Origin of the sequence: Actinoallomurus liliacearum, from assembly GCF_039542035.1 — a bacterium.
Classification (GTDB): Bacteria; Actinomycetota; Actinomycetes; order Streptosporangiales; family Streptosporangiaceae; genus Actinoallomurus; species Actinoallomurus liliacearum.
Window position 1 is genome coordinate 289,050 of record NZ_BAABHJ010000012.1, and the last position, 26,073, is coordinate 315,122.

Genomic DNA, 26,073 nt, shown 5'->3' on the forward strand with positions numbered 1-26,073 from the left:
CGTGCAGACCGCGCTGGACCGCCGCGACAACGGCGGCGCCGCCGGTCGCTAGGGTCTGATCTCAAAGCCCCACCGTCCTCCCACGGACGGGGACTTCGAGACAGGCCCTCGCCCTTCTCACGTGCGGTGCCTCGACGGACCCGCACGCGCCCGTACCCGTGTCCGCGACGGACCCGTACCTGTGTCCTCGACGGAACCGCACGCGCCCGCACTCGTGTCCGCGGCGGAGCGTCGCTCCGTCAGGTCGCCTGGAGGCCGAGCGCGACGGCACCGATCAACGCGGCGTCGTCGACGAAGCGCGCGGCCTCGACCGGCGGCGGGAAGGGCACGGCCCGGTCGACCGCCGCCCGTACGGCCGGCAGGAACGCCTCGGCCATCCCACCGCCGACGACGACGCGCTGTGGGTCGAGGAAGGTCGTCAGGTTGGCGACCGCCATCCCGATCGCCGCGGCGGCGTCGTCGAGCAGCGCCGCCACCGCCGGCTCGTCGCGCCGGGCGAACAGCCCCTCGGCCGTGACCTGCTCGCCGAGCAGCGCGGAGCCGCGGGCGGCCAGGCCGCTCCCGGAGGTGTACTCCTCCAGCGGCGCGCGCCCGTCCGCGTACCCCGGTTCGGCCGGGTCGCGCAGCAGGTAACCGATCTCACCGGCCGCGCCGTGCGTGCCGGGCACCACCCGGCCGCCGACCACGAGCGCCGCGCCGGTCCCGGTGCCGAAGTTGACGTAGAGGCCCACGTCGGCGCCCTGGAGCCGTCCCCAGCGCAGCTCCGCGGCGGCCGCGGCGTTCACGTCGTTGTCGACGCGCACGGCCGGCACGCCGAGCCCGTCCCGGAGCAGGGCGGGCAGCGGCAGGTCATCCCAGCCCGGCACGTTCGGCGCCAGACGGACCCGGCCCTCGCGGATCACCCCGAACGTCGACACGCCGGCCGCGACGAGGCGGCCGGGCGTCTCGGCGATGAGGCCGTGCGCCGCGTCCAGAACGCGGCGCACCACCTCCTTGGCGCCGTCGGCCGCGCGTGTCGGCAGGCGGGTGCCGCGCAGCCGGTCTCCGGTGACGCTCGCCGTCGCGAGCGCCACCTTCGTTCCCCCGAAGTCGATCCCGAGCACGAACTCGCCGACCGACGTTTCCCCCATCGTCATGCGGCGGCCTGCCCCTGAGGCTCGGCGGCCTCGACGAAGGACTCCCGGATCTCCTTCGGCCCGAACGGCCAGGTCCCCTCGGCGCGGGCCCAGATCAGGTAGGCGACGACGCCCAGGGCGAGCCAGCCCAGCGAGAGCAGGATCGGCTTGAGCCCGGCGGCCTGGTAGATGTAGATCCAGCCGGCCAGCGCGACGATGCTCGGCAGCGGGTAGAGCCACATCTTGTAGGGGCGGGGCAGGTTCGGCTGACGCCGCCGCAGCACGGTGAGCGCGACGATCTGCGCCACCGACTGAACGAGCACGAACGCCGTCGTGAGCATGCTGATCACATCGGTGAGGGTGAAGAGCGAGCCGATCGCGGTGATGACGCCCATCGCGTACAGGCCGGCGGTCGGGAAGTGCAGGCGCGGGTGCAGCCGCCCGAACCACGGCAGGAACACCTTGTCGCGCGCCGCGTTGAACGGCACCCGCGAGCCGCCGAGCAGCCCGGCGAACACGGACGCGAAACCCGTGATGATGATGCCGATCGTGAACACCTGGGCGACGCCCTTGCCCCAAGAGCGTTCCAACACCAGTGACGCGACCGAGCTGGACTCCTTGGCCTCCTGCCACGGCACGACGCCGAGCACGCCGACCTGGAGCAGGAAGTACAGCCCCATGATGCCGAGGATCGCGTAGACGATCGAGCGCGGGATGACGCGGCCCGGGTCGCGCACCTCCGCGCCGAGGTAGGCGCTGGTGTTGTAGCCGAGGTAGTCGTAGACCGCGATGACCAGGCCCGCGCCGAGCCCGCTGAAGAACTTCGAGCCCGCGTCGTGCGGGAAGCCGAAGGCCACGCTGCCGTGGAAGTGGGTGAACGCCGCGACGATCACGCCGAGCACCGTGACCAGCATGACGACGAAGAAGACCGAGGTCAGGCGGCCGATGTCGCCGATCCGGCGGTACAGCGCCAGGACGACGAGCACGACCACGCCGACCGCGAAGACGTGGCCGAGGCCCGACAGCCCGTTGCCGTGGACGAGCGCGGGCCACAGGTAGCCGGCGTACTGCACCACGCCGATCGCCCCGGTCGACATGATCAACGGGATGAACAGCACCGCCGACCACACGAAGAGGAACGGCATCAGCCGGCCCGTGCGGTACTGGAACGCCTCACGGAGATAGAGGTACGTGCCGCCGGCGCCGGGCATCGACGCGCCGAGCTCGGCCCACACGAGGCCGTCCGCGACCACGATGATCGCGCCGATCAGCCAGCCGAACATGGCCTGCGGGCCCTGCAGGGCACTGATCATGGCGGGGATGGTGAGGAACGGCCCGATGCCGCACATCTGAGTCATGTTGACGGTGGTGGCCTGGAACAGTCCGAGGCGTCGTTCGAACCCCGGCGCTGTGGGAGACGACATGGGCTCCCCACTCCCTTTCGTGGCGCGTGTTCCGCCTTCTCGCTGGTGAGCGACGTCTCAGAGAATGTAAGAGAGGCTCCCTAACAAATCAAGCCCGAGGGGGCATGGGAGACTCTGTGCAGCAGCCTACGGGGAGAGGATGACGGTGCCCAGCGGCGGGGAGACGGCCAACACCACGAGCGTGTTGCGCATCATGAACGAGCGGGCCGTGTACGAACGGATCCGCCTGCTCGGCCCGGTCTCACGACCGCAGCTGGCCGAGGCGACCGGACTGTCCAAGCCCACGATCTCGCTGGCCCTCGCCGACCTGGAGCGGGCGGCGCTCGTGCGCCCGGTGGGGCACCGGACCGGCAACGCGGGGCGGGCCGCGCTGCTGTACGAGATCCGCCCCGAGGCCGGCTGGGTGATCGGCCTGGACGTCGGCCGGCAGTGGGTGCGCGCCGCCCTGGTCGACCTCGGCGGGGAGATCGCCGTACGGGAGGACGTCTCCGCGCGCTCCGGCGACGCGGGCGAGCTGATCGACCAGCTCGCGGAGATCGTCGACACCCTCGCCGCGGCGTCCGGCGGGCAGATCACCAACATCGTGCTCGGCACGCCGGGCGTGTACGACCTGGACAACGAACGCCTGCACCTCGCCCCGAACATTCCCGGCTGGAACGAGCCGGGCGTCACCGCGAAGCTCGCCGAGCGGCTGCCCGCGCCGTTCGCGATCGAGAACGACATCGCCCTGGCCGCGCTCGGCGAGCAGGGCTACGGCCTCGGCGCCGACCTGCGGCACTTCGTCTACGTGTCGATCGGCACCGGCATCGGGATGGGGATCATCGTCGACGGCCGGCTCTACCGCGGCTCGCGCGGCGCGGCCGGGGAGATCGCGTTCCTGCCGATGGGGGAGACCGACCCCCTCGCGCAGGCCGCGGACTCCCGGCGGCACGGCATGCTGGAGTCGGTCGCCTCCGCGCCCGCGGTGGTCGCCACGGCGCGGCGGCTGGGCATCACCGGCGAGATCACCGCCAAGCGCGTCTTCGACGAGGCCCGCGACGGCGATCCGGTCGCGGTGCGCGCGGTGGCGCGGGAGGCCGACCACGTCGCGCACGCGCTGGCCGGCGTGGTCGCGCTGCTCGACCCCGAGCTCATCGTCCTCGGCGGCGGGATCGGCGGCCACGGCGCCGACGTCCTCCTCGACGAGGTCCGCGACCGGCTGGAGACGATGACCCCGCTGGGGGCGCCGCGCGTCGAGGTGTCGCCGCTGGGCGACGACGCCGTCGTCCTGGGCGCGCTGGCGACCGGGCTGGCGACCGCCCGCGCGCTGGTGTTCGACCGGGCCATCGCCGGCGCGGGCGACGTCCCAGGACGTGCGAATCGCCCATAGTTTGAGACGAGTTCTCATGAGGTGAGACGAACCGCTAAGGTACGTGCATGGCTTCCCGCAGCATCCGGCTGGCCGTCGTTCCGGGCGACGGCATCGGCCCCGAGGTCGTCGCCGAGGGGCTCAAGGTCCTCGGCGCGCTCGGCCTGAAGATCGAGCAGACGGCGTACGACCTGGGCGCGGCCCGCTGGCACAAGACCGGCGAGACGCTCCCCGACTCCGTGCTGGAGGAGATCCGGCAGCACGACGCGATCCTGCTGGGAGCCGTCGGCGACCCGAGCGTGCCGAGCGGCGTGCTGGAGCGCGGCCTGCTGCTGCGCCTGCGGTTCGAGCTCGACCACTTCGTCAACCTGCGGCCGGTCCGGCTCTACCCGGGCGTCGAGACGCCCCTCGCCGACACCCGGCCCGAGGACATCGACATGCTGGTCGTCCGGGAGGGCACCGAGGGGCCGTACGCCGGCGCCGGCGGCGTCCTCCGCAAGGGCACGCCGCACGAGGTCGCGACACAGGAGAGCCTCAACACGGCGTTCGGCGTGGAGCGCGTCGTGCGCTACGCGTTCGAGCAGGCGGCCCGCCGCCCGCGCAAGAAGCTCACCCTCGTGCACAAGAACAACGTGCTGGTCTACGCGGGCGACCTCTGGTCGCGTACGGTCGACGCCGTGGCCGCCGAGTACCCCGACATCGAGGTCGACTACTCCCACGTCGACGCCGCCACGATGTTCTTCGTCAGCCAGCCCGAGCGCTTCGACGTGATCGTCACCGACAACCTGTTCGGCGACATCATCACCGACCTGGGCGCGGCGGTGGCCGGTGGCATCGGGCTGGCCGCCAGCGGCAACATCAACCCGACCGGCGCGGCCCCGAGCATGTTCGAGCCCGTTCACGGCAGCGCCCCCGACATCGCGGGTCAGAGCAAGGCCGACCCGACCGCCACGATCCTCTCCGTCGCACTGCTCCTGGACCACCTCGGCCTGACCGAGGAGGCCCGCAAGGTCGAGCAGGCCGTCGCCGACGACCTCATCGAGCGCCAGGGCGCCTGGGCCGCGCGCTCCACCCGCGAAGCGGGCGACGACATCGCCGAGCGAGTAGCCGGCTAGGGCGCGCCTTTCCCCATAAGGAAAACCCTCCGGGCGCGCCCCACGGCGCGCCCGTTTTGGGCTGCCGTGCGGTAAGGAGACATGAACGCGACATAAGGCGACAATGGGTACGGAGCGGCGACGAGGCCGTACCGCGAGAGGACCTCAGATGAGCATCGAGTTCGACATCCGGCTCTCCGACCACCGCACGCCGGCGGACGAGCGCGAACGACTGCTGGAGAACCCGGGCTTCGGCCAGATCTTCACGGACCACATGATCACGATCCGGTGGGACGCGGAGCACGGCTGGCACGACGCGCGCCTCGAGGCGTACGCGCCGCTGACGCTCGACCCGGCGACGGCGGTGTTCCACTACGCCCAGGAGCTGTTCGAGGGTCTGAAGGCCTACCGCCGGGCCGACGGGTCGATCGTCGCCTTCCGCCCGTACGCCAACGCCGCCCGCTTCAACGCCTCCTGCGAGCGGATGGCGATGCCGCCGGTTCCCGAGGAGACGTTCGTCCGCTCCCTCGAACTGCTCGTCGACGCCGACCGTGACTGGGTCCCGACCCGGGAGGGGCACAGCCTCTACCTGCGGCCCTTCATCATCGCCACCCAGCGTGGCCTCGGCGTGAACAGTCCCTCGTCGTCCTACCTGTTCATCGTCATCGCCTCGCCCTCGGCCGCGTACTTCACCGGCGGGATCAAGCCGGTCTCGGTCTGGCTCTCGGAGGAGTACACCCGGGCCGCCCCCGGCGGCACCGGCGCGGCCAAGTGCGGCGGCAACTACGCCGCCGCGTTCGTCGCCCAGGCCCAGGCCGTCAAGGAGGGCTGCGACCAGGTCGTGTGGCTCGACGCCAACGAGCACCGCTGGGTCGAGGAGATGGGCGGCATGAACCTCTTCTTCGTCTACGGCTCCGGTGCGGACGCCCGCGTCATGACGCCCTCGCTGACCGGCACGCTCCTGCCCGGCATCACCCGGGACTCGCTGCTCAAGCTCGCCCCCGACCTCGGCGTCCCGGCCGCCGAGAGCCGCATCTCCACCGACCAGTGGCGCGAGGGCAACGCCTCCGGCGAGCTGACCGAGGTGTTCGCCTGCGGCACCGCCGCGGTGATCACTCCGGTCGGCCGGGTCAAGAGCGCCAAGGGCGAGTGGCTGATCGGCTCCGGCGAGCCCGGCCCGGTCACCATGCGGCTCCGTGAGGAACTCGTCGGCATCCAGTACGGCGACCGTCCCGACCCGTACGGCTGGATCCACAAGATCGCCTGACCCGGACATCGTTGCGAGGGCGCGCCTCACGAGGCGCGCCCTCGCTCACGTCAGCCGGCCGGTGTCGAGGGTCAGGTCCCACGGCTCCGGCAGGAGCAGCGGCTCACCGAGCCTGACGTCCAGTTCCTGCGCGTACCCGTCCTTGCCCGGGCGGCTGAGCAGCCGGGCCTTCCCCGCGAAGGCGTCGACCACCAGGTAGAGCGGGACGCTCCCACGCGCATTGGAAGATGCGGGTAAGGTGAATTCGCTGGTGAGCGGGCTGCGTCTCGGGGAGTGAGACGGATGTGTCCGTCGCGGCGGGGGTGTGGCAAACTCGGTGTCATCATGCGCAGCAGCCTGATCATTATCGGCTGGCGCGCCGGCACCTAGACGAGCATTACGCCGGCGCGCAGACCTCTCACGTCCCGTGAGGGGTCATTTTGTTTTACGGCGTCGGCGCACCATCGGGACTACCAAGGGGATACGACCCATGCGTGATGACGGCTTCCACGTCTACGACACGACGTTGCGCGACGGGGCCCAGCAGGAGGGCCTCAACCTCACCGTGGCGGACAAGCTGATCATCGCGCGCCGCCTCGACGAGCTGGGCGTCGGATTCATCGAGGGCGGCTGGCCCGGGGCCAACCCCAAGGACACCGAGTTCTTCCGGCTCGCCCGGACCGAACTCGATCTCAAGCACGCGCAGCTCGCCGCGTTCGGCGCGACCCGCCGGGCCGGCGCGAAGGCCGCCGACGACCCTCTGGTGGCCGCGCTGCGCGAGTCCGGCGCGCCGGTCGTGACCCTTGTCGCCAAGAGCCACGACCGGCACGTCGAGCTGGCCCTCCGCACGACGCTGGAAGAGAACCTCGCGATGATCCGCGACACGGTCTCCCACCTGCGTGCGGAGGGCCAGAGGGTCTTCCTCGACGCCGAGCACTTCTTCGACGGCTACCGGTCCAACCCCGCCTACGCCCTGGAGGTCGTGCGTACCGCCGCCGAGGCGGGCGCGGACGTCATCGCCCTGTGCGACACCAACGGCGGGATGCTGCCCGACGAGCTGGCCGACGTCGTCGCCGAGGTCGCGGGGTCCGGGGCGCGGCTGGGCATCCACTGCCACGACGACAGCGGCTGCGCCGTGGCCAACACCCTCGCGGCCGTACGCGCCGGCGTCACGCACGTCCAGGGCTGCGCCAACGGGTACGGCGAGCGCAGCGGCAACGCGAACCTCTTCACGGTCGTCGGCAACCTCCAGCTCAAGCGGGGGTACGACCTCGGCGTCGAGCTGCGGGAGATGACACGGATCGCGCACGCGGTCTCCGAGGTGACCAACGTCGCGCCCAGCTCCCAGCAGCCGTACGTCGGCATGTCGGCGTTCGCCCACAAGGCGGGGCTGCACGCCTCGGCGGTCAAGGTCGACCCGATGCTGTACCAGCACATCGACCCGGAGCTGGTCGGCAACGACATGCGCATGCTGATCTCCAGCATGGCGGGCCGGGCGTCGGTGGAGCTCAAGGGCCGGGAGCTGGGGTACGAGCTGAGCGGCGACAAGGCGCGGGAGGTGGTGGAGCGGGTCAAGGAGCTCGAGTCGGCCGGCTACACCTTCGAGGCGGCGGACGCGTCGTTCGAACTCCTGCTCCGCGAGGAGCTCGACGGAGAGCGCACCCGCTACTTCGACGTCGAGTCCTGGCGCACGATCGTCGAGCGCCGGCCGGACGGCGTCATGGTGAGCGAGGCGACCGTCAAACTGCACGCCAAGGGGGAGCGGATCGTCGCCACGGGCGAGGGCAACGGCCCGGTCAACGCCCTCGACCGCGCCCTGCGGCTGGCCCTGGAGCGGATCTACCCGGAGCTGTCCGCTCTGGAGCTCGTCGACTACAAGGTGCGGATCCTGGAGGGCGCGCACGGCACGGACGCGCGTACCCGGGTGCTCATCGAGTCCAGCGACGCCTCGGGCGAGTGGGGCACCGTCGGCGTCGAGGACAACGTCATCGCCGCCTCGTGGGAGGCCCTCGCGGAGTCGGTGACCTACTGCCTCCTCCGCGCGGGGTACACCGCCTCCTGACGCGCGGCCGGGCGGGTCACTCCTTCGGCGTGGCCCGCTCGACGATCTCGAAGGACCAGAGCTCGGAACCGCTCGCGGCCGGGCCGCCGTGCCCGTGCCCATGCCCGTGTCCTTCTCCGCGCTCCGCCGCGGCCTGGGCGTGTCCCTCCGTGAACGCGCGGCTCTCCGTCCAGCGCTGGAAGTCCTCTTCGCTGCGCCAGCGCGTGTAGACGAGATACCGGTCGGTCCCCTCGACCGGGCGCAGCAGCTCGAAGCCCTCGAATCCGTCGGCCTCCTCGACCAGCCCGGCGCGACCGGCGAACCGGCGCTCCAGCTCCTCCCGCATCGGCTCCGGCACGGTCAGTACGTTGATCTTCACGACGCTCATGGGGAGATCCTCTCTCGGAGTGCCCGCCGGCCCGCGCCAGGGGGCCTCCGAAGGCCCGGCGTGTCGTCCGTGCGGCGCACCTGCCGGAAATTAGAACGTGCTTCTGCACGTGCAAATGAACGCCCGAATGGGGCGGTCGGATCGGCGGTATGTCGGGGTTCCGCCTCTTTGTAGGTCCGTATCATGATCGCAATGGGCGATCGCTCTGAGCGAAGGAACCGTTCGGAATCTAATTTCGTTTCCGGTGGATCGCCGCAGGTGAGATGATCGCCCTTCCGTTAGCGTCTTCGTGAAGAGACCTTCGGGACACGGGAAAGTCACCCGAGGTTGGAGAATCGGTGGCGGACGAAGGTCATTAAGCGCCACACTCTCCCCGTACGGCCAGGGTCGTCGCCGCGGAAAAAAGCGACGGCCCCCTGCTGCAACAGGAGGCCGTCGACTTCGGAAAGTCCGAACTTTATGGAGGTTCAGACAGCCATGACTGTACGTGTCTTCGGCCGCGGTGGCCAGAGGAACGAGGCGACGGAGCCCGGTGAATCGGCGGCTCCGCGCGGCTCGCACTTCTCGCCGCGGACGGGGCTGATCGCCCTGTACGCCGTCGTCATCGCCGTGCTCGCCGGCGTGCTCACCTTCATCGGTGAGCACCGGCCGGCGGCGTCGGTGGCGGCGGGAGGAGTCGCCTTCGCCAGCGCTTTCATGTTCTTCGACAAGATCATCGGCGATTAGGAGGTCGCATGCTTCCCAAGCGACGTACGAACTCGCTGCGGTACGACCGCGACGCCGAGCTACGGCTGATCGCCGAGGCCGGCCACTGGCTGGCGGACGCCGGCCGCCGGCGGCCTGACGCCGTCCGGTCGATCACGGCGATGCTGGACCGGCAGCAGCGGCTCGCCGCCTGCCGGGCCCTCGACCGGCCGCTCGAGTCCTCGTAACCGATGAACCGGCGAGCGCCCGCGCGGAACCCGACCGCGCGGGCGCTCGCGCGTACTGAACCAACCCGGCCCGCCGATCGTCGAAATCCATGAGGAGAGGGAGGTGTCATGGCGATGGGTGACAGGGACGGCGAGGAGGTTCTTCCGCACCTGCGGACGACCGAGGAGATTCAGCGCCCCGCGCGGCCCATACCGGCGACCGACGTCCAGGTCGTGCCGGCGCCCGAGCCGCCGTCGGCCCCGCCCGCCGCGCCGGTGACCGTACAGGAGCGCGTCTCCATCCCGCCGCCCCCGTACGGCGCGCCGCCGACCGTGGAGCAGAGCGTCCCCGTCCTACCGGGCGGACCGCGGCGACCGGCGGGTCCTTCGCGGCCGGGCCGCCGGGTCCCGCGCCGACTCGGCCTGATCGCCGCGGCCGTCGTCGGCGTCCTGCTGGTGGCCGTCGTGGCCCTCCTGACCGTGTCCGGCACGTCGGCCGACGATCCCGATCAGCCGGCGACCACCCCCTGCCGGCACCTGCCGTGCGTGCCCTCGTCGAATCCGAGCACGGCCGCCCCGGCCGCGCAGGTCGCCTACCGCACCGTCGAACGCGACGCGGGCTACTTCGAGGGCACCGTCACGATCGCCAACCACGGGGACCGGCCGATGCCGTCCTGGACGCTGTCCTTCACCTATCCGGGCGCCGACATCCGCAACACGTGGGACGCCGTGCTGCAGCGGAGGGGAACGGAGACGGTCCTCACCGGGAAGACGACGTCGCCGCCGATCGCGCCCGGAGCGACGCTGCAGGTTCGCTTCGGTGGCTCCGGCTCGCCGTCCATGCCGACCGACTGCCGTCTCAACGGGGCGCCCTGCGCGTTCGTCGCCGGCTGAGCAGCCGCTCCCCGGTGACCGGGCCTGGTCGGACCGAGGGCGGGGGCGGTCGCACTGCCGTGGTGTCGATAGCCTCGTATCGTGCGTATCGCGAGGTTCACCAAAGACGGCGGCCTGTCCTTCGGCGTGGTCGAGGACGACGAGACCATCGCCACCATCGCCGCCCACCCGTTCGGTGAGATCCAGCTCACCGGGGAACGCCAGCCCCTGGCCGACGTGCGGTTGACGGCGCCGATCCTGCCGAGCAAGGTCGTCGCGATCGGCAAGAACTACGCCGAGCACGCCCGTGAGATGGGCGGCGAACCGCCCGCCGAGCCGGTCATCTTCATGAAGCCGTCCACCGCGGTGATCGGCCACCGCGAGACGATCTCCTACCCGAGCCTGTCCGAGCGGGTCGACTACGAAGGCGAGCTCGCCGTCGTCATCGGCCGGCTCTGCCGCGACGTTCCCGCGGCGCGGGCCGCGGACGTCATCCTCGGCTACACCTGTGCCAACGACGTCACCGCGCGCGACCTGCAGCAGCGCGACGGGCAGTGGACGCGGGGGAAGGGCTTCGACACGTTCTGCCCGCTCGGCCCCTGGATCGAGACGGACCTCGACCCGTCGGACCTGGCCATCACCACCACGGTGAACGGCGAGACCAAGCAGTCGTCCCGCACCAAGCAACTGCTGCACGGCGTCCCGGAGCTGATCGAGTACGTCAGCCAGGTCATGACCCTCCTGCCCGGCGACGTCATCCTCACCGGCACGCCCGAGGGCGTGGGGCCGCTGCAGGTCGACGACGAGGTGTCCGTGGCGATCGAGAACATCGGCACGCTCAGCAATACAGTGGTGTCCCGTGACTGACCCTTCTTCCCCGGAGCACGCCTCCGGCACCGTCAGAGTCCGGTTCGCGCCGTCGCCGACCGGCATGTTCCACGTCGGGGGAGCGCGTTCGGCGCTGCACAACTGGGTGTTCGCCCGCCAGCACGGCGGCGCGCTCGTGCTGCGCATCGAGGACACCGACGCCTCCCGCAACCGCCCGGAGTGGACCGAGGGGATCATCCGCGCCCTCGCCTGGCTCGGCATCGACGAGGATCAGTACGAAGGGCCGTTCTTCCAGTCGACCAACGCCGACAAGCACCGCGAGGCCGTCGAGCGGCTGCGCGCGGCCGGCCGCGCGTACTTCTGCGACTGCACGCGCGACGACGTGATCGCGCGGACCGGCGACTCGTACCGCGGCTACGACGGCCACTGCCGCGACCGCGGCCTCGAGCCCGGCCCCGGGCGGGCGCTGCGCTTCCGCACCCCGGACGAGGGCACGACCACGGTCGTCGACCTGATCCGCGACAAGCCGACGTTCGAGAACGCCACGATCGAGGACTTCGTCATCGCCCGCGGCGACGGCTCGGTGCTGTTCATGCTCGCCAACGTCGTCGACGACATGGTCCAGGGCATCACGCACGTCATCCGGGCCGAGGAGCACCTGTCCAACACGCCGAAGCAGCAGTTGCTGTGGGAGGCGCTCGGCGAGCAGCCGCCGATCTGGGCGCACGTGCCGGTCGTCGTGAACGAGAAGCGGCAGAAGCTCTCCAAGCGCCGGGACAAGGTCGCGCTGGAGGACTACCAGGCCGAGGGCTTCCTCGCCGAGGCCATGCGCAACTACCTCATGCTGCTGGGCTGGGCGCCGTCCGGCGACCGCGAGATCGTCCCGTGGAGCGTGGTCGAGGAGGAGTTCCGGCTGGAGGACGTCAACCCGTCGCCGGCCTTCTTCGACGTCAAGAAGCTCCGCGCGTTCAACGGCGAGTACATCCGGGCGCTGCCGGTCGAGGAGTTCACCGAGCGGTGCGCGCCGTGGCTCCGCGAGCCGTACGCCCCGTGGTCGCCCGAGCAGTACGACCCGGCGGTGTTCGCCCGGCTCGCGCCGCTGGCCCAGACGCGCGTCGCGGTGCTGTCGGAGATCACGGCGATGGTCGACTTCGCGTTCCTCGACGAGCCGGTGATCGACGAGGCGTCCTGGAACAAGGCGATGAAGGAGCCCGCCGCGGACATCCTCCGGGGCGCCCTCGAGGCGTTCCAGGACGCGGAGTGGACGGCCGAGGAGCTCAAGGCGCGGGCCGAGGAGATCGGCGCCCGCCACGGCCTGAAGCTCGGCAAGGCGCAGGCCCCGATCCGCGTCGCCGTGACGGGCCGTACGGTCGGCCTGCCGCTGTTCGAGTCGCTTCAGATCATCGGCCGGGACCGCACGCTCGCCCGCGTACGGGCGGCACTCGACCGGCTCACGGCGGCATAGCCGGACTCCTCACCGGGCATGGACGGTCTCGCCACGACCGTCCACGCCCGAAGGCCCGGTCCCGGGCCCGATCGAGGAGTGCCATGAGCGACCGGCCCGAGTTGTCGTTGATCGGCTTCGTCCTGGACGCGCCCGACGCCCGTGAGCTCGCCGACTTCTACCGGCGGCTGCTGGGCTGGGAGACCGTGCACGACGATCCCGAGTGGGTCAAGCTGGCCCCGCCCGGCGGCGGCCCGAGCGTGTCCTTCCAGACCGCCAAGGAGTACGTCCCACCGACCTGGCCGGCCGAGCCGGACCATCAGCAGATGATGGCCCACCTGGACATCCGGGTGCACGACCTGGGCGCCGCGGTCGCGTACGCGCTCGCGAAGGGCGCCGTCCTCGCGGAGCACCAGCCCCAGGAGCGCGCCCTCGTCTGCCTCGACCCCGCCGGCCACCCGTTCTGCCTGGCCCTACCCGGCTCCTGACCCCGTGGACGGCGTGACACCCGCCGGGCACGAGCCGACGGCGGCGGAATGGCTCACCACCGGTGGGGCATGACGGTCTCGCCCTGATCATCGCCCCCGCCCCGGGCCGGCCACCGGCCCGACACGAGGAGTGCCATGAGCGACAGGCCACGGCTGAGGCTGACCGGAGTCGTCCTCGACTCGCCCGACGCGCGGAAACTCGCCGACTTCTACCGGCGGCTGCTCGGCTGGGAGGCCGTGGAGGACGAGCCCGAGTGGGTGGTGCTGGCCGCGCCCGGCGGCGGGGCCGGCCTGTCCTTCCAGACGGAGCCGGACTACCAGCGGCCGTCCTGGCCGGCCGACCCGGGCCGCCAGCAGATGATGGCCCACCTGGACATCGAGGTCGACGATCTCGACGCCGCCGTCGCCCACGCCCTCGCGGAGGGCGCGGTCCTGGCGGAGCACCAACCCCAGCAGCACGTACGCGTCTGCCTGGACCCGGCCGCCCACCCTTTTTGCCTGTACGTGCCCGGCGCCTAGGAGCCCTGCCGGCCCCTTGCGCCTCAGATTTCAGTCGCCAGAACGACCGAAATCCTCGGCGTTGAGCGGCGCTCCTTAGTGGCGAGACGTGAGCGTGCGGGTCACCAGGGCGATCAGCAGTGCGGGGACGATCAGGTAGGCCGTGCGGAGGCTGACCGTGTCGGAGAGCCGCGCGAGGAGGAAGGGCGCGCCGCCGATCGCCAGCCCGGAGGCCATGGCCGCCCGCGCCGCCGCCTTGTCCGGCGCGTGCGGCCAGGCGGCGACCGTACGGCTCACGGTGGTCGGGTAGAGCAGCGCGACGCCCAGCCCCGCGACGGCGAGCCCGGCGCCCGCCAGCGGCAGCGTCGGGGCGGCCCAGAACAGCGCGAACCCGGCCGCGGCGACGGCCGTGCAGCCGAGCAGCAGACTCCGGTGCCTGCGCACCCGCCGGGTGATCGGAACGGCGAAGGAGCGGCCGGTGGCCATGCCGACCAGGAACAGCGCCGCGACCGCCGGGGCGAGGCCCGCCGAGGCGTGGTGCCAGTCGCCCACCGCCGAGGCCGCCCAGAAGACCATGCAGAACTCCACGCTGACCGCGAGCAGGACTTCGATCCACGGCCCGATCAGCGCCGCTCCGGAGCCCGTCGGCGCGTCGTCCGAAGCGTCGGCCGCGTTCGGCATTGGTACGTTCCACGACAGCGCCGCCACGATGGCCATCAGCACCAGCGGAGCCACCAGATAGCCGGCCCGCCAGCCGAGCCCGGCGGCGAGCGCCCCGGCCACCGCCAGCGGCGCCAGCACGGACGCGGCGCTCGCCAGCCCGTTGGCCTCGCCGACCGCGGCGGCCGGGGCATGCGGGTGCAGCGCGCCCAGCAGCGCGGGGATCAGCTGAATGAGCAGCGCCCCGCCGATCCCGAGGAGCAGCGCGCCGGCCATGGTCAACGACCGTACGGGCGTGGCCAGCAGCAACCCGCCCGCGATCATGCCCCCGATCGACACGCGGAGCGTCACCGCCCGGCCGAGGCGGCCGACGATGGGACCGCCCACCAGACCGATCAGGAGCAGCCCCGCCGCGAACAGCGTGGGGTAGAAGGCCACCTGCGCCCGGTCCACTCCGAGGTCCTTCTGCAGCGGCGCCAGCACCGCTCCCATCCCGTTGAGCAGGAAGCTCATACAGCTCAACACGGCGTACAGCACCCAGGTCGCGGTGTCGCGCGTCAACCCGCCCGTTCGATCCACATCGGAGATTATCCGCGCCGTACGCTCTCCGGCAGAAGGGGCATCTCGCCCCCGCCGGACCCGTCGCGGAGCCCGCCGCGCCGGATCGCGTTCGCGAGCACCGCGAAGGTCCGCTAAACTTCCTGAGGCGCTGGAGATCGGAAGATCCGCAGGCCAGTGGGGTATGGTGTAATCGGCAGCACGACTGATTCTGGTTCAGTTAGTCTAGGTTCGAGTCCTGGTACCCCAGCAAGTACCTGAACAGGGCGGGAGTCTCACGGAGACCCCGCCTTTTCTGTTCCCACGGCTCACTGAGAAACAGAACGATCTTGTCGGGTCGCCGCTGGTGAAATCGATCCCCGCAACCTGACTCGGCGGACCGGGCTTGCATGACGCCCCGCAAGCCGGCGGGTGCGTCCTGGCTCAGGCCTCCGCGATGGGCACACCCACCGAGACCGTCTTGCCCCGACCGTTCGGGGAGCTGTTCCACACTCCGGCCAGGCGCCGATGAGCGGCATCGGTCATGCGGTGGCGGAGCCGTCTGTGTGACGGCGAGAGTACCCTGAGCAAGCCCTGCTACGGCAGCCCCGCGACGGCGCGGGCGTTGCGCAGGAAGGTCTTGCGCGCCTTCGCCGACGCGGCTCTCGGACACTCCGCCTACCGGCTCGCTGCCGCCAAGCCCACTATCGTCCTGATCCACGGGGCCTGGGCGGGCGCTTCGAGCCTCGCTCCCGTGGCCTCCCGGCTCCAGCGCGACGGATACACCGTCCTTGACGCGCCGATGCCGGAACCTGCCCGCCGGCGTCGGTCGGCTCATTGGCGTCCCCGACCGGGCGGGCTGCCGTACGTGCTCATAGCCAGGTGATCTTGGTCGCTGCTACCGTGCCTGCGGCAGATCCTGGGCAGGGATGCACGAAACGGAGTCTCATGCGCAAGTCGAAGCGGACGATGGCCCTCGCGCTCAGCGGTTTGGGCATGGCTGCGGCAATGGTGTCCGTGGCCGCTCCGGCCGAAGCGGCCACGACGCCGAGCGGGGCGTGCGGGAGCGGTTATTACCAGATCGACCACCACGCCCTGGGTACGGTGGCCGACATCTACCTGTTCTACAACGGGTCGTCCAACTGCGCCGTCACCTGGGTGCGGAACCCGACCGGGACCAGGACGTACGACCTGCGAGTGCATATCGAGCGGCAGAGTGACCTCGTATCGGCCCCCGATGCCGGCTACTACCATTACTACGCCGGCCCGGTCAGACTCAGCGCTGCGAAAACCTGCATTTCATGGGGTGGCTTCGCGGAAGGCATTCAATGGGCGTCCGGCTGGTCGCACTGCGGCTGATCGATGAACGGCCAGGCGCGGCCGACCTCGGGACGGTGATCGTGGAGGCCGCCAGGTCGGCCAGGAGCGGTACGACCGGTGGAGAGTGGTCAGTGGAACCGGGCGGGTGCGCGGCCGAGGATGCTCGCGGCCGCGTACCGTCACCGGCTGACGGTGCAGGTGATGCCGACCGATGACCTCGGGGTGCTGCGCCGGTCTATCCATCGACACCATCCGACTCGAAGGGATCATCCCGATGGCAAAGGTCATCTCCACGCTGTTCATCTCGGCCGATGGTGTGGCCGAGATCGACCCGGATTGGCACTTCCCGTACTTCGACGAGAACATGGGCCGCGCCGTCGGCGAGGACTATGACACTGCTGACGTGCTGCTCATCGGCCGCGAGACCTACGACAGCTTCGCCGGAGCCTGGCCCGACCGCGAGGCTGCGGGTGGGGATGACGCACCGTTCGCCAAGCAACTCGGGGACGTGCGCAAGGTGGTCGTCTCGCGCCAGGCACTGGAGTTCTCCTGGCGCAACTCCGAGCTCATCAAGGGTGATCTTCTCGATGCCGTCACCTCGCTCAAGGCCGATGCCGGAATACGAGGCATCCTCATCCCCGGGTCGATCTCCGTGGTGCAGCAGCTGCTCGCCGCGGGGTTGATCGATGAGCTGCGCCTGCTGGTGCATCCGGTGGCGGCGCGTAAGGGCCGCAAGCTGTTCGACGACGGCGACGCGCCGTACCACCTGAGAATGACGGCGACGGAGGCGTTTCCGACGGGCGTGATCCGCGTGATCTACTCGCCGACTGTGGCACCAACCAAGGTCGGCTACGACGAGGCCAAGGACCAGATACCGGGAGGGAAATAGCCGCCGCCGTCGCGGGGCGCGTCCCATGACGGGCTTGGGTGGTACCCCGGCAAGTACCTGAGCAGGGCGGGGAGCCTCACGGAGACCCGCCTTCTTCGTTCCTCGGGCGGCTCCGGGTTTGGCGAGTGTCGGCGGGTTCGGCGACGCTGTGGGGATGCTGTTGCCGCTCACTCGGAACAAGGCCGAGCTCATCGAGGTCGTCCGGATCACGGACCCCGCCCGACACCTGATGTCCGATGAGCTGACGGGCGACACCGTCGCCATCTGGGAGGGGGACGACGTTCCGGAGGCTCTGGCGCTTGTGGCGGAGCTACCGGGCAGTGAGCCCTACCGGTGCTTCCTCCCCGGCTGGGGGATCCGGGCACACGGGTCCACCGGTCTGCTCTTCGAGATCGCCTTCTGTTTCCGCTGCCACGGCGCCCGCCTCTGGGGCCCGGATCTTCCTCCCGAGCAGCGAGGGCAGACGTTCGACGGAGGAAGCCCCACCGCCCTGGAACTCCTACGACGGTTCCGCTCCTGCCTGCCCGACTGAAGAAAGCAGGCGGTTGAAAGAGCCGGACCGCCCCTCTTGAGGCGGACCGGCTCGTTGTCATCCGCGCCAGGGCGTGGATGGGATTGGGTCAGTTGCCCTGACGCCGGAGGCGCTCGGCCTGTGTGCTGGCCCGCCTGGCCCGCCCCATGGCGAAGTTCTCCGCGTCGTAGTCGCCGATGTCGCGCATGATGTCGGCGTGCCTGCGGTGATCCGCCGCTTCCCGGCTCTTTTCGACTGAGGGCCGCGTTTCATTCGATCGCCTCATGGCCGATTCCTTTCTGCTCTTCTTCGCCCGCTCGGGCGTTGTGCCGCCGGGCGGCCGACCCTGTTGGGCCGGCATGGATGACCGTGCGAAAGCGGGTGGAATCGGCAAGTGTTCGCGCTGGTAGGCGGACGGCCCGCCGGGATTCCCGGCGGGCCGTCGCGTGAGGGGGGCGGAGGTCAGTCGTTGTCCGAGGACGGGATGTACGCGCCGGGGACCTGGTCCGGGGCGTAGATCTTGGTCTCGCCCGGGTAGGGCTTGGTCCACCCGTGCGCCTCGTACCACGAGAAGTGGTTCATCTGCTCGGGGTTGGCGGAGTCGGCCTTGGCGTTGGGCCCGGTGAACGGCTGCTTCGCCTTCCAGGCCTGCCACTTCGCCGCCACCGGCTGCTCGGCCGCCGGCACCTTCGCCGAAGGTACGGCCGCGGCCTTCGGGTTCTGCGCCGCCGGGGTGTCCAGGCCACAGCTGGGCGGGGTCGACAGGCCCAGGGTCAGCGAGGTCCGGTTGGGCAGCGCGGTGAACGGCGTGAAGTCGGGCTTGTTGGTGAACGCCGCGCTCATCGGGGTCGCGGCGCTGTCCTTCTGGTTCATCGGGTGGATCCCGAGGATCTGCTCGATGGTCCGGATCATCGTGATCTGCGAGTAGTAGTGGCTGTCGACGGTGCCGTGCTGGGACCAGGGGCTGATGATCTGGATCGGAGCCCGGTGGCCGTCGACGTGGTCGGTGCCGGCCTGGGAGTCGTCCTCGACCACGAAGATCGCGGAGTCCTTCCAGTACTTGCTGTGCGTGATCTCGTCGATGATCCGGCCGACGGCGAGGTCGTTGTCCGCGACCTGGGCGGGCCCGCTCGGCGGACCGCCGGTGTGGTCGCTGGAGAGCCAGAACATGTTGAGGTTGGCCGGCCCGTTCTGCTCGAAGTCACGCTTCCAGATCTCGTACCGGTAGATGTCCGGGACGCTGGTGTCGAACTTCGGGAAGCCGTGCACCGACACGTTGTTGAGCGACGGGATCGGCGAGGTCGAGTCCAGGGGGTAGGCCGTGTCCTGGCCGGTCGTCGCCATGTTCTTGGTGTCGCAGTACAGGTTCTGCCAGGTCGCTCCGGACGGCTTGGTCAGGAACTGCTGGAACTCACCGAAGTCTCGTACGGTCTTGCCCGCCGCCTGCGCACCGGTCCAGAGGAAACCGGTCCGCTGATGGCCGAGGGCGTCGTCCTCGGTGTCGTAGCTGCGGGCGTACTCACCGGCCGAGGACTCGGTGTACTCCGGGTTGTCGGCCTGCATGAGCCAGTTGTGACCCTCGGCGGAGTTCGTGCCGATGTCGTAGGTGTTGTCGTACAGCCCGAACTGCTTGGCCAGCGCGTGCTGGTTCGGCGTCACGTTCTCGCCGTACTGGGCCAGCGTCGGGTCGCCGTTGCCCTCCGGGATGTCACCGTAGACCTGGTCGTAGGTCCGGTTCTCCTTGACGAGCATGAAGACGTGCTTGATCGTCGAGGGGTCGCCGAGCCGCTGCGGGACGGCCACGGCGTGCGCGGAGTGGCCCTTGGCCACCTTGACGTCGTTGTTGCCCCAGCCGTTCTGCTCGAAGACCTTTCTCGTCTCCGACCGGATGACCTTGTCGCTCGGCAGCGTGAACCGCTGCAGGCTCGACGTGGTGTCGTGGGTGGCGTGCCCGGCGGCGGTGGTGGGGCGGCGGGCGTCGATACCGCGGGTGTTGGAGACCAGCACGTCGTCGCCGACGGTGGTGATCTCCGCGGGGAAGTAGTCCGTCGGGAGCAGGCCGACGTAGCTGACCGGCTCCAGCGGCTTCCGGAACCGGTAGACGGCGACGGCGTTGGCGCGGCCGAGCGTCACCAGCAGGTGGCCGTCGTCCGTGAGCGTCACCGCGTCGGGCTCGTAGCCCACCGACGCCTCCGGCCACGGCTGGGTGGCGATCGTCTGGACGACCTTGTTCTTGGCCGTGTCGATGACGGACACGCTGTTGGTGGCGGTGTTGGTGACGAACAGCGCCCCGTTCTTGGCGTACAGGGCGGTCGGGTGCAGGCCGACGTCGATGCTCGTGGCGGCGGCGGCCGGGTTCGCCAGGTCGATGACGCTGACCGTGCCGGTGGTGGTGGCACCGGTCGCCGGGTTGGCCGGCACCTGGGTGTTGTAGGAGTTGATCGTGGTCTCGCCGGGCTTCGCCGGGCGGCCGCCCTCGTTGCTGACGTAGAGCCTGCCGCCCACCAGCGCCAGGCCGCGCGGGGCGTTGCCCACGGTCCAGCTCTGCTGGATCGCGCCGGTCGCCGCGTCGATGGCGACCACGCGGTTCTGGCCGTTGACGGCGGAGTACACGGTCTTGCCGTCGGCCGAGAACACCGCCTGAGCCACCAGCGCGTGCTTGGGCCCGTCCACCGGGATCTTGATGGAGGTCGGGTTGGCGAGCGTGCCGTCCGGGTCCACGGTGAACCTGGTGTAGCCGTCGGTCTGGCCCAGCCACAGCTGCGAACCGTCGGGCGAGTACGTGGGGCCCTCCTGGCCCACGTCGTTGCCGCTGATCTTCAGATCGGCGGCCTTGTTGTTGCCGACGAGCTGCTGCACCTTCCAGTTCTTCAGGTCCAGGATGGCGAGCGCCATCCCACCGTCGGTGACCGCGGCCGCGACGTGGGTGCCGTCCGGACTGACCGAGGACGACATGATCTTGCCGTTGTTGATGACGAGGCGCTCGCCGATCGGGTCGAGGTACTGGTCGCTGGAGACGACCAGGCCCTTCTTGGTGGTCTGGCCGACCTGATCGGTGCCGAACATCTTGGTGGAGGCGTACGAGACGCCTCCGCTGGCGATGGCGAGAGCCGCGGTGCCGGCCGCCACGACGCGGATCCGGTGGGTGGTGCGTTTTTCGAAGAACCCGATACGGGACTTCTTGACGCGCTGGCGGGTCACGTGCATGAATCAATCCTTCGAAGCGCTTGCGAGCAGGTCGACGTTCCCGTCGAACTGCCACAGAGGGTTAGGTGCGTCCCCGGTGGGGGTGCGCACCTGGAAATAGCCGTTCACCTCCTTGGGGCCGTCTCCGTCGGCGACGTACCGCCCGTCCGCGGTCACGTCGAGCTGGTAGATGGCGCTGCCCACGGCGGTCGCGCCGGGAAGGTGCCAGGACACGACACATCGCCAGTCGTTGCCCGGACCCTGGTCGAGGACCCGGTCGCCGCCCTTGTCGCAGGACGCGGTGGCCCGCAGCTGCGCCTCGGTGACGTCCGGGCGATGGAGCTCCCGCGTCTGCACCCGGTAGAGGTGGGCGTACGCGGTGGCGAGCGAGTCCTGCACCTTGGCCTGCTCGATCCCGGAGCCCTTGGCCGAGGTCGCGCCGGTGAGCACGACGAAGGTGAGGGCGACCAGGCCGGCCAGCGGCAGCGCCCCCGCCAGGAGGACGCGGCGGCCTGACCCGTCGTACGTCAGGTCGGTGAAGTCGCGGCGCAGGAACAGGCGGTACGCCAGCGCGGTGGCGACGACCGCCCACGCCAGGCTCACCGCGAGACCGACGAGGAGAGGACCCACCTGCGCCGGGCTGGTGAAGAGCCCGCGCCAGGCGAAGAAGGCGTGGCTCGGCAGGGCCAGCCGTACGGCCACCGGCAGCGGCAGCAACTGCGCGAGCTGCAGCGCGAAGGCGAGGAGCGCGGGCATCAGCAGCCCCATCGTGGAGCGGCCCAGAGCGACCGAGCCGAGGAGGCCGATCGCCGCGAACGCCAGCGTCGGTGCCAGCACGCAGGCCCACGCGAGCAGGACCGTACCGGCCGCGTCCCCCGGGGCGAGGAGATGGCCGTCCAGACCGACGAGCGGCCGGTTGCCGACCGCTGCCAGGCCGCCGGCGATGCTCGACCCGGCCAGCCCCACCACCAGCAGCAGGAGCACGGTGAGGCTGGCGAGCCCCTTCGCCACGAAGATCCGCTTCGGCGAGCGAACGGCCACGAGGAGGTGACGCCAGGTGCCCAGCCGGTCCTCGGCCGCGAAGACGTCGCCGGCGACCAGCGCGGTCAGCAGCGGGAGCGCCCAGCTACGCGAGAAGTCCAGCACGACGAGCGACCCCGCCCAGCCGGTCGCGTGCATCCAGCGGCCGAAGACCGTGTCGGCGGGCAGCGTGCTCTGCAGGCTCACCGCGGCCACGAAGCCCGCGGGGGCGATCCAGCAGGCGAGCAGCAGGACGCGGGTCCGCCACTGGGAGAGCAGCTTCACCAGCTCGAACCGGTAGCCCCGCAGCACCGGCGCCGGCCGGGCCTCGACCGGGGGTGACGTGACGGTTACGGTCATGAGACCTCTTCCTCGTCGGTCTGCTCGGCCCCGGTGAGGGCCAGGAACGCGGCCTCGAGCGGCGACACCACCGGTGCCAGCTCTCGTACCGCCACGTCGGCCCGTACGAGCCGCACCACCAGTTCCTCGATGGCCGGCACCGGCCCGCGGACCACCAGTACGTCGGCGTCCGGCGGCTGGACGCCGCCGCGGCCGGGCGGTACGCCGAGCCCCGGCGTCTCCAGCGCCACCCGGTGGGCGGCCGCCGCGTCGGAGGTGACCAGCCGGTAGTCGAGTTCGCCGCTCTCGGCGGCGAGCTTGCTCACCGGCCCGGAGAAGACGACCCGCCCGGTGGCGAGGACGGTGACCTCGGAGCACAGCGCGGCGAGGTCGTCCATTCGGTGGCTGGAGAGGACCACGGCGGTCCCGTCCGCGGCGAGCCCGGTGATGACGCGGTGCACGTGGTGCTTGCCGGCGGGGTCCAGGCCGTTGGCCGGCTCATCGAGCACGAGCAGCCGCGGTCTGGTGAGCAGCGCGGCGGCCAGGCCGAGCCGCTGGCGCATGCCGAGCGAGAATCCCCGGATCCGGTCGTCGGCGACGTCGGTGAGTCCGACCTGCTCCAGTGCCGCATCGACGCCGCCGGTGCGACCCGCGTCGTACCCGCGCAGTGCGGCCAGGGCGGAGAGGTTCTGCCGCGCGGTGAGCGACGGGTAGAGCCCGGGCCCGTCCACGAAGCCCGCGACGCCGTCGGGGACGGCGAGCGTCCGGCCGACCGGCGTGCCGAGGATCTCGAGGCGACCGCTGTCCGGAACCGCCAGGCCCAGCAGCAGGCCCAGGAGCGTCGTCTTGCCCGCGCCGTTCGGGCCGACCAGCCCGTGGACCTGCCCGCTCGCCACGTTCAGGTCGACACCGTCGAGTGCGACCACATCACCGAAGGTCTTCTTGAGCCCGCTACCCCGGACTGCCGGGTTAATGTCCATGGCGGTCGCCTCCCGCTTGATCTTCGGCAAGAGGAAGCTAGAGATCAAGGTTTGACTTGGGGCGGCATACAGTCGAACTTTGGGCAAACGACGCCAAACCAGGTAATAGGCCTCAATCTAGCGATCACTCGGCCGTACGGATCAACACGTCGGATACGGCGCGCGATGGCGGGCGGACCAACCGATCAGGAATCAAGAAGCGCTGGTCAGCGCGTCCCACCTAGCGTCATGGGCATGGACATCACCATTCACTGGACCTTCCTCCCGCACGACGACCCCGAGGCCTCCCTGGCCTTCTACCGCGACACCCTCGGCTTCGAGGTCCGCAACGACGTCGGAAACGGCAAGATGCGCTGGATCACGGTCGGCCCCGCCGGCCAGCCCGCGACGTCCATCGTCCTGCACCCGCCGGCCGCCGAGCCCGGCATCACCGAGGACGAGCGCCGCACCATCACCGAGATGATGGCCAAGGGCACCTACGGGCGCATCGTCCTGGCCACCGCCGACCTCGACGGCACCTTCAAGCAGGTGCAGACCGGCGGCGCCGAGGTCGTCCAGGAGCCGACCGAGCAGCCGTGGGGCCTTCGCGACTGCGCCTTCCGCGACCCCGCGGGCAACATGATCCGCATCAACGAGCTGGGCTGACCCGGCCGCGTACCGCCTCAGCCGGCGTTCGGCAGGCGGACCCGCAGCACGCCGTCGCGTACGTCGGTTTCGAACGCGGGCTGCGGCGCGGTGGCGGGTCCGTGCGCGACGGCACCGTCCGACAGCCGGAAGACGCTGCCGTGCCAGGGGCAGGTGACGCACCCGTCGTCGACCTCGCCGTCCGAGAGCGGCCCCGACAGGTGGCTGCACCGGTCGGCGAGGACGTCGGCGTCGTCGCCGCGCCGGACGATCAGGAGCGGCACCTCGCCGAGCATCCTTCGGGCGGGCCGCCCGTCGGGGAGGCCGGCGATCGGGCCGAGGGCGTGCCAGCCGGGCTCGACCAGATGCGGCACCTCCTCGGCGTGGTTCACGCCGCCGGCCTGGCGGAAGGAGATGTGCCCGCCGAGCAGCGCACCGAGGCCCGCGGCGGTCAGGCCGGCGTAGCGCAGGGCCCTGCTCTTGCCGGCGGCGCGCGCCGCCAGGGACGCGCCGTACAGGCCGATGGCCGCGGTGTTGGTCGCCGCGTGGACGACTCCGACCCGCATCTGCTGCTCGTGCTGCTCGGCCCAGTCGGTGAGGCCGGCGAGCACGGCGGGCGCCGAGGCCAGCAGCCCGAACCCCGCGAGCCGGCGGGCGGCGCGGTCGTTCCCCGGCCGCAGGTCGAGGACGCCGGCGGACAGCCAGGCGCCGACGGACGCCTGGACGAGCATCGGGTGCACGGGGTGGCCCCACCACGTGCCGTGCAGGATGTCGCGGAACGCTCTCGGCCGCAGCCGTCGTGCGGCCTTCTGACCCGGCGCCACGGCGCGATCGAGGACCTCGGCGTTCTCCAGCCTGCTGAGTATGCCCATGGGCGGGCAGGCTTCCCCGGATATCGCGATCGAACCGTCCGCCGAAGCCGCGCGCATCGGACGCCTGGAGTCGTGATTCGGTCACGCGTCGGCGCGTTTCCGTTGTCGCTCGGGAGTATCGCGGTACCGATGGCCTCGATGGTCCCGGTGATCGGGCCATCGAGGATCGCGACTCAGGGGGATCAGTGATCAGAAAGCTCACCGCGACCGGAGTGGTCGCGGCGGCGGCCGCGGGATTCATGCTGCTCGGCGGCGCCGCTCAGGCCGAGCAGCACTCCGCCGGCCAGACGAACCACCGGCCGACCGCGTACTCGGCGCACCACTCCGGCTGGACGCCGAGGCGCCACCGGCACCACTGGCACGGTTGGGGCTGGTGGCGCCACCGGAACCACCGCGGGCACCACTTCCACGTCCAGCACTAGGCCGGAGCCCGGCTCCTGCCGCGAAGGTCGCCGTGGCCCGCCCGTCCCACGACGGGCGGGCCACGGCGCTGTCCGGGGCTTTGCTCGGTGGGAGGCCGATCGGCCGGACACGCCTTATGTCGTTGATGGCCGTGATCCGGGGGTAAGAGGGGCTCGCTGAGGTCTTTCGACAGGAGACGCCGTGAATGATGCCAAGACCGCGTTCGTACTGGGTGGTGGTGGGCTGCTGGGCGCCCACGAGGTCGGCATGCTGCGGGCGCTCGCCGAGGCGGGGATCCGGCCGGACCTGATCGTGGGGACCTCGGTCGGCGCCTTCAACGGGGCGTTCGTGGCTTCCGACCCGGCGAACGCCGCCGACCTGCTGACCAAGGCGTGGCAGGGCGAGGGGGCGGGCTCGGTCTTCGCCGGTTCGTTCCTCAGCCGCGTCTCGACCCTGATCCGTTCCGGCACGCATCTGCACTCGACGGATCTCCTGGCGACCGCGCTGGACGCGCTGATCCCCACCGACCGGATCGAGGACCTGGCCGTGCCGTTCCACTGCGTGGCGGCCAACATCGAACGCGCCGAGGCGCGGTGGTTCACCGGCGGTCCGCTCGTCCCGGCCGTGCTGGCCTCGTGCGCGGTCCCCGGCGTCCTGCCGCCGGTCCGCATCGGCGACGAGCACTACTACGACGGCGGCCTGGTGCACAGCATCCCCATCGGCCGTGCCCTGCGGGAGGGGGCCCGGACGGTGTACGTCCTGCAGGTCGGCCGGATCGAGACCCCCCTCACCGCGCCGACCAGGCCCTGGCAGGTCGGGCTGGTGGCCTTCGAGATCGCCCGGCGGCATCGGTTCGCCGAGGAGATGGCCGAACTGCCCGATGACGTCACCGTTCACGTCCTGCCCACCGGGTCGACCGGCCAGGCGGCGGGCCTGTCCCAGTTGCGCTACCGCGACTCCTCGCGGGTCGAGGCGCACATCGAGCGGGCGTACGAGGCGAGCCGCGAGTACCTGTCGGATCTGTCGGATAGCTGA

The 26,073-nt window shown here is 70.9% G+C and carries 27 protein-coding genes and 1 tRNA gene; 18 read left to right on the forward strand and 10 right to left on the reverse strand.

Translation table 11 applies throughout. From position 1 onward, the window contains the following. Positions 1–239: 239 nt before the first annotated feature. Positions 240–1,136 (reverse strand): ROK family protein, encoded by an 897-nt coding sequence (locus ABD978_RS21875; protein WP_345357384.1) that lies wholly within the window; start codon positions 1,134–1,136, stop codon positions 240–242. Next, positions 1,133–2,539, reverse strand: a complete 1,407-nt coding sequence (locus ABD978_RS21880; RefSeq protein ID WP_345357386.1) for an APC family permease — start codon at positions 2,537–2,539, stop codon at positions 1,133–1,135. Before ABD978_RS21880 ends, ABD978_RS21875 begins: the two co-directional genes overlap by 4 nt. Before the next feature lie 139 nt (positions 2,540–2,678). Here ABD978_RS21880 and ABD978_RS21885 point away from each other — a divergent pair, with 139 nt between their 5' ends. The 3 genes from ABD978_RS21885 (at position 2,679) to ABD978_RS21895 (ending at position 6,248) form a co-directional block, all read left to right on the forward strand. Further along, positions 2,679–3,908, forward strand: coding sequence for an ROK family transcriptional regulator (locus tag ABD978_RS21885; RefSeq protein ID WP_345357388.1), 1,230 nt, complete (start codon positions 2,679–2,681; stop codon positions 3,906–3,908). A gap of 47 nt (positions 3,909–3,955) precedes the next feature. After that, positions 3,956–5,002 (forward strand): 3-isopropylmalate dehydrogenase, encoded by a 1,047-nt coding sequence (locus ABD978_RS21890; protein ID WP_345357390.1) that lies wholly within the window; start codon positions 3,956–3,958, stop codon positions 5,000–5,002. 148 nt (positions 5,003–5,150) lie between these two features. Continuing rightward, positions 5,151–6,248, forward strand: a complete 1,098-nt coding sequence (locus ABD978_RS21895; RefSeq protein WP_345357392.1) for a branched-chain amino acid aminotransferase — start codon at positions 5,151–5,153, stop codon at positions 6,246–6,248. Between the two features lie 45 nt (positions 6,249–6,293). Here ABD978_RS21895 and ABD978_RS21900 read toward each other — a convergent pair whose 3' ends face one another. Continuing rightward, on the reverse strand, positions 6,294–6,440 hold the full coding sequence (locus tag ABD978_RS21900) for a hypothetical protein (RefSeq protein WP_345357395.1): 147 nt from the start codon (positions 6,438–6,440) through the stop codon (positions 6,294–6,296). Between the two features lie 277 nt (positions 6,441–6,717). Here ABD978_RS21900 and cimA point away from each other — a divergent pair, with 277 nt between their 5' ends. Further along, positions 6,718–8,289, forward strand: coding sequence for a citramalate synthase (gene cimA, locus ABD978_RS21905; RefSeq protein WP_345357398.1), 1,572 nt, complete (start codon positions 6,718–6,720; stop codon positions 8,287–8,289). A 16-nt stretch (positions 8,290–8,305) separates the two neighbouring features. Here the strand turns inward: cimA and ABD978_RS21910 are convergent, their stop codons facing one another. After that, on the reverse strand, positions 8,306–8,656 hold the full coding sequence (locus ABD978_RS21910) for an antibiotic biosynthesis monooxygenase family protein (protein WP_345357402.1): 351 nt from the start codon (positions 8,654–8,656) through the stop codon (positions 8,306–8,308). A gap of 477 nt (positions 8,657–9,133) precedes the next feature. Between ABD978_RS21910 and ABD978_RS21915 the strand changes: the two genes are divergently transcribed. The 7 genes from ABD978_RS21915 to ABD978_RS21945 all read left to right on the forward strand — a co-directional run bounded on the left by ABD978_RS21915 (position 9,134) and on the right by ABD978_RS21945 (position 13,719). Then, on the forward strand, positions 9,134–9,382 hold the full coding sequence (locus tag ABD978_RS21915) for a hypothetical protein (RefSeq protein WP_345357405.1): 249 nt from the start codon (positions 9,134–9,136) through the stop codon (positions 9,380–9,382). Between the two features lie 8 nt (positions 9,383–9,390). After that, the gene (locus tag ABD978_RS21920; protein WP_345357408.1) at positions 9,391–9,588 is read left to right on the forward strand and encodes a hypothetical protein; all 198 of its coding nucleotides are present in this window, start codon (positions 9,391–9,393) and stop codon (positions 9,586–9,588) included. 108 nt (positions 9,589–9,696) lie between these two features. Next, positions 9,697–10,461, forward strand: a complete 765-nt coding sequence (locus tag ABD978_RS21925; RefSeq protein WP_345357411.1) for a cellulose binding domain-containing protein — start codon at positions 9,697–9,699, stop codon at positions 10,459–10,461. A gap of 81 nt (positions 10,462–10,542) precedes the next feature. Beyond that, positions 10,543–11,307, forward strand: coding sequence for a fumarylacetoacetate hydrolase family protein (locus ABD978_RS21930; RefSeq protein WP_345357414.1), 765 nt, complete (start codon positions 10,543–10,545; stop codon positions 11,305–11,307). Beyond that, on the forward strand, positions 11,300–12,733 hold the full coding sequence (gene gltX, locus ABD978_RS21935; RefSeq protein ID WP_345357417.1) for a glutamate--tRNA ligase: 1,434 nt from the start codon (positions 11,300–11,302) through the stop codon (positions 12,731–12,733). The genes ABD978_RS21930 and gltX overlap by 8 nt, the downstream gene beginning before the upstream one ends. An 83-nt stretch (positions 12,734–12,816) precedes the next feature. Further along, positions 12,817–13,200 carry a VOC family protein gene (locus ABD978_RS21940; RefSeq protein WP_345357420.1) on the forward strand — a complete coding sequence of 128 codons (384 nt, stop codon included), beginning with the start codon at positions 12,817–12,819 and terminating at the stop codon, positions 13,198–13,200. A gap of 135 nt (positions 13,201–13,335) precedes the next feature. Further along, a complete protein-coding gene (locus tag ABD978_RS21945; protein WP_345357423.1) occupies positions 13,336–13,719 on the forward strand; it encodes a VOC family protein in 384 nt (127 codons plus the stop codon). Positions 13,720–13,794: 75 nt separating this feature from the next. Here ABD978_RS21945 and ABD978_RS21950 read toward each other — a convergent pair whose 3' ends face one another. Further along, positions 13,795–14,937, reverse strand: a complete 1,143-nt coding sequence (locus ABD978_RS21950; protein WP_345357426.1) for an MFS transporter — start codon at positions 14,935–14,937, stop codon at positions 13,795–13,797. 157 nt (positions 14,938–15,094) lie between these two features. On the opposite strand from ABD978_RS21950, the gene ABD978_RS21955 reads away from it, so the two are divergent. From ABD978_RS21955 to ABD978_RS21970, 4 genes are all read left to right on the forward strand, one after another. After that, a tRNA-Gln gene (locus ABD978_RS21955) sits at positions 15,095–15,166 on the forward strand. 677 nt (positions 15,167–15,843) lie between these two features. Further along, positions 15,844–16,254 (forward strand): hypothetical protein, encoded by a 411-nt coding sequence (locus ABD978_RS21960; protein WP_345357429.1) that lies wholly within the window; start codon positions 15,844–15,846, stop codon positions 16,252–16,254. A gap of 235 nt (positions 16,255–16,489) precedes the next feature. After that, positions 16,490–17,104, forward strand: a complete 615-nt coding sequence (locus ABD978_RS21965) for a dihydrofolate reductase family protein (protein WP_345357432.1) — start codon at positions 16,490–16,492, stop codon at positions 17,102–17,104. A gap of 154 nt (positions 17,105–17,258) precedes the next feature. Beyond that, complete coding sequence (locus ABD978_RS21970; RefSeq protein WP_345357435.1) at positions 17,259–17,636, forward strand: hypothetical protein; 378 nt, start codon at positions 17,259–17,261, stop codon at positions 17,634–17,636. An 88-nt stretch (positions 17,637–17,724) separates the two neighbouring features. On the opposite strand, the gene ABD978_RS21975 is transcribed toward ABD978_RS21970, so the two are convergent. From ABD978_RS21975 to ABD978_RS21990, 4 genes are all read right to left on the reverse strand, one after another. Continuing rightward, the gene (locus ABD978_RS21975; RefSeq protein WP_345357438.1) at positions 17,725–17,901 is read right to left on the reverse strand and encodes a hypothetical protein; all 177 of its coding nucleotides are present in this window, start codon (positions 17,899–17,901) and stop codon (positions 17,725–17,727) included. Between the two features lie 176 nt (positions 17,902–18,077). Continuing rightward, the gene (locus tag ABD978_RS21980) at positions 18,078–20,822 is read right to left on the reverse strand and encodes an alkaline phosphatase family protein (protein ID WP_345357441.1); all 2,745 of its coding nucleotides are present in this window, start codon (positions 20,820–20,822) and stop codon (positions 18,078–18,080) included. Between the two features lie 3 nt (positions 20,823–20,825). Beyond that, positions 20,826–22,181, reverse strand: a complete 1,356-nt coding sequence (locus tag ABD978_RS21985) for an ABC transporter permease (RefSeq protein ID WP_345357444.1) — start codon at positions 22,179–22,181, stop codon at positions 20,826–20,828. Further along, positions 22,178–23,140 carry an ABC transporter ATP-binding protein gene (locus ABD978_RS21990; protein WP_345357446.1) on the reverse strand — a complete coding sequence of 321 codons (963 nt, stop codon included), beginning with the start codon at positions 23,138–23,140 and terminating at the stop codon, positions 22,178–22,180. Before ABD978_RS21990 ends, ABD978_RS21985 begins: the two co-directional genes overlap by 4 nt. 234 nt (positions 23,141–23,374) lie before the next feature. Here ABD978_RS21990 and ABD978_RS21995 point away from each other — a divergent pair, with 234 nt between their 5' ends. Continuing rightward, positions 23,375–23,785 carry a VOC family protein gene (locus ABD978_RS21995; protein ID WP_345357449.1) on the forward strand — a complete coding sequence of 137 codons (411 nt, stop codon included), beginning with the start codon at positions 23,375–23,377 and terminating at the stop codon, positions 23,783–23,785. 17 nt (positions 23,786–23,802) lie between these two features. Here the strand turns inward: ABD978_RS21995 and ABD978_RS22000 are convergent, their stop codons facing one another. Then, positions 23,803–24,636 (reverse strand): Rieske (2Fe-2S) protein, encoded by an 834-nt coding sequence (locus ABD978_RS22000; RefSeq protein ID WP_345357452.1) that lies wholly within the window; start codon positions 24,634–24,636, stop codon positions 23,803–23,805. A gap of 185 nt (positions 24,637–24,821) precedes the next feature. On the opposite strand from ABD978_RS22000, the gene ABD978_RS22005 reads away from it, so the two are divergent. Together ABD978_RS22005 and ABD978_RS22010 are read left to right on the forward strand one after the other, a co-directional pair. Continuing rightward, complete coding sequence (locus ABD978_RS22005; RefSeq protein WP_345357455.1) at positions 24,822–25,058, forward strand: hypothetical protein; 237 nt, start codon at positions 24,822–24,824, stop codon at positions 25,056–25,058. 181 nt (positions 25,059–25,239) lie between these two features. Beyond that, positions 25,240–26,073: a patatin-like phospholipase family protein gene (locus tag ABD978_RS22010; protein WP_345357457.1), complete on the forward strand. Its 834-nt coding sequence runs from the start codon at positions 25,240–25,242 to the stop codon at positions 26,071–26,073.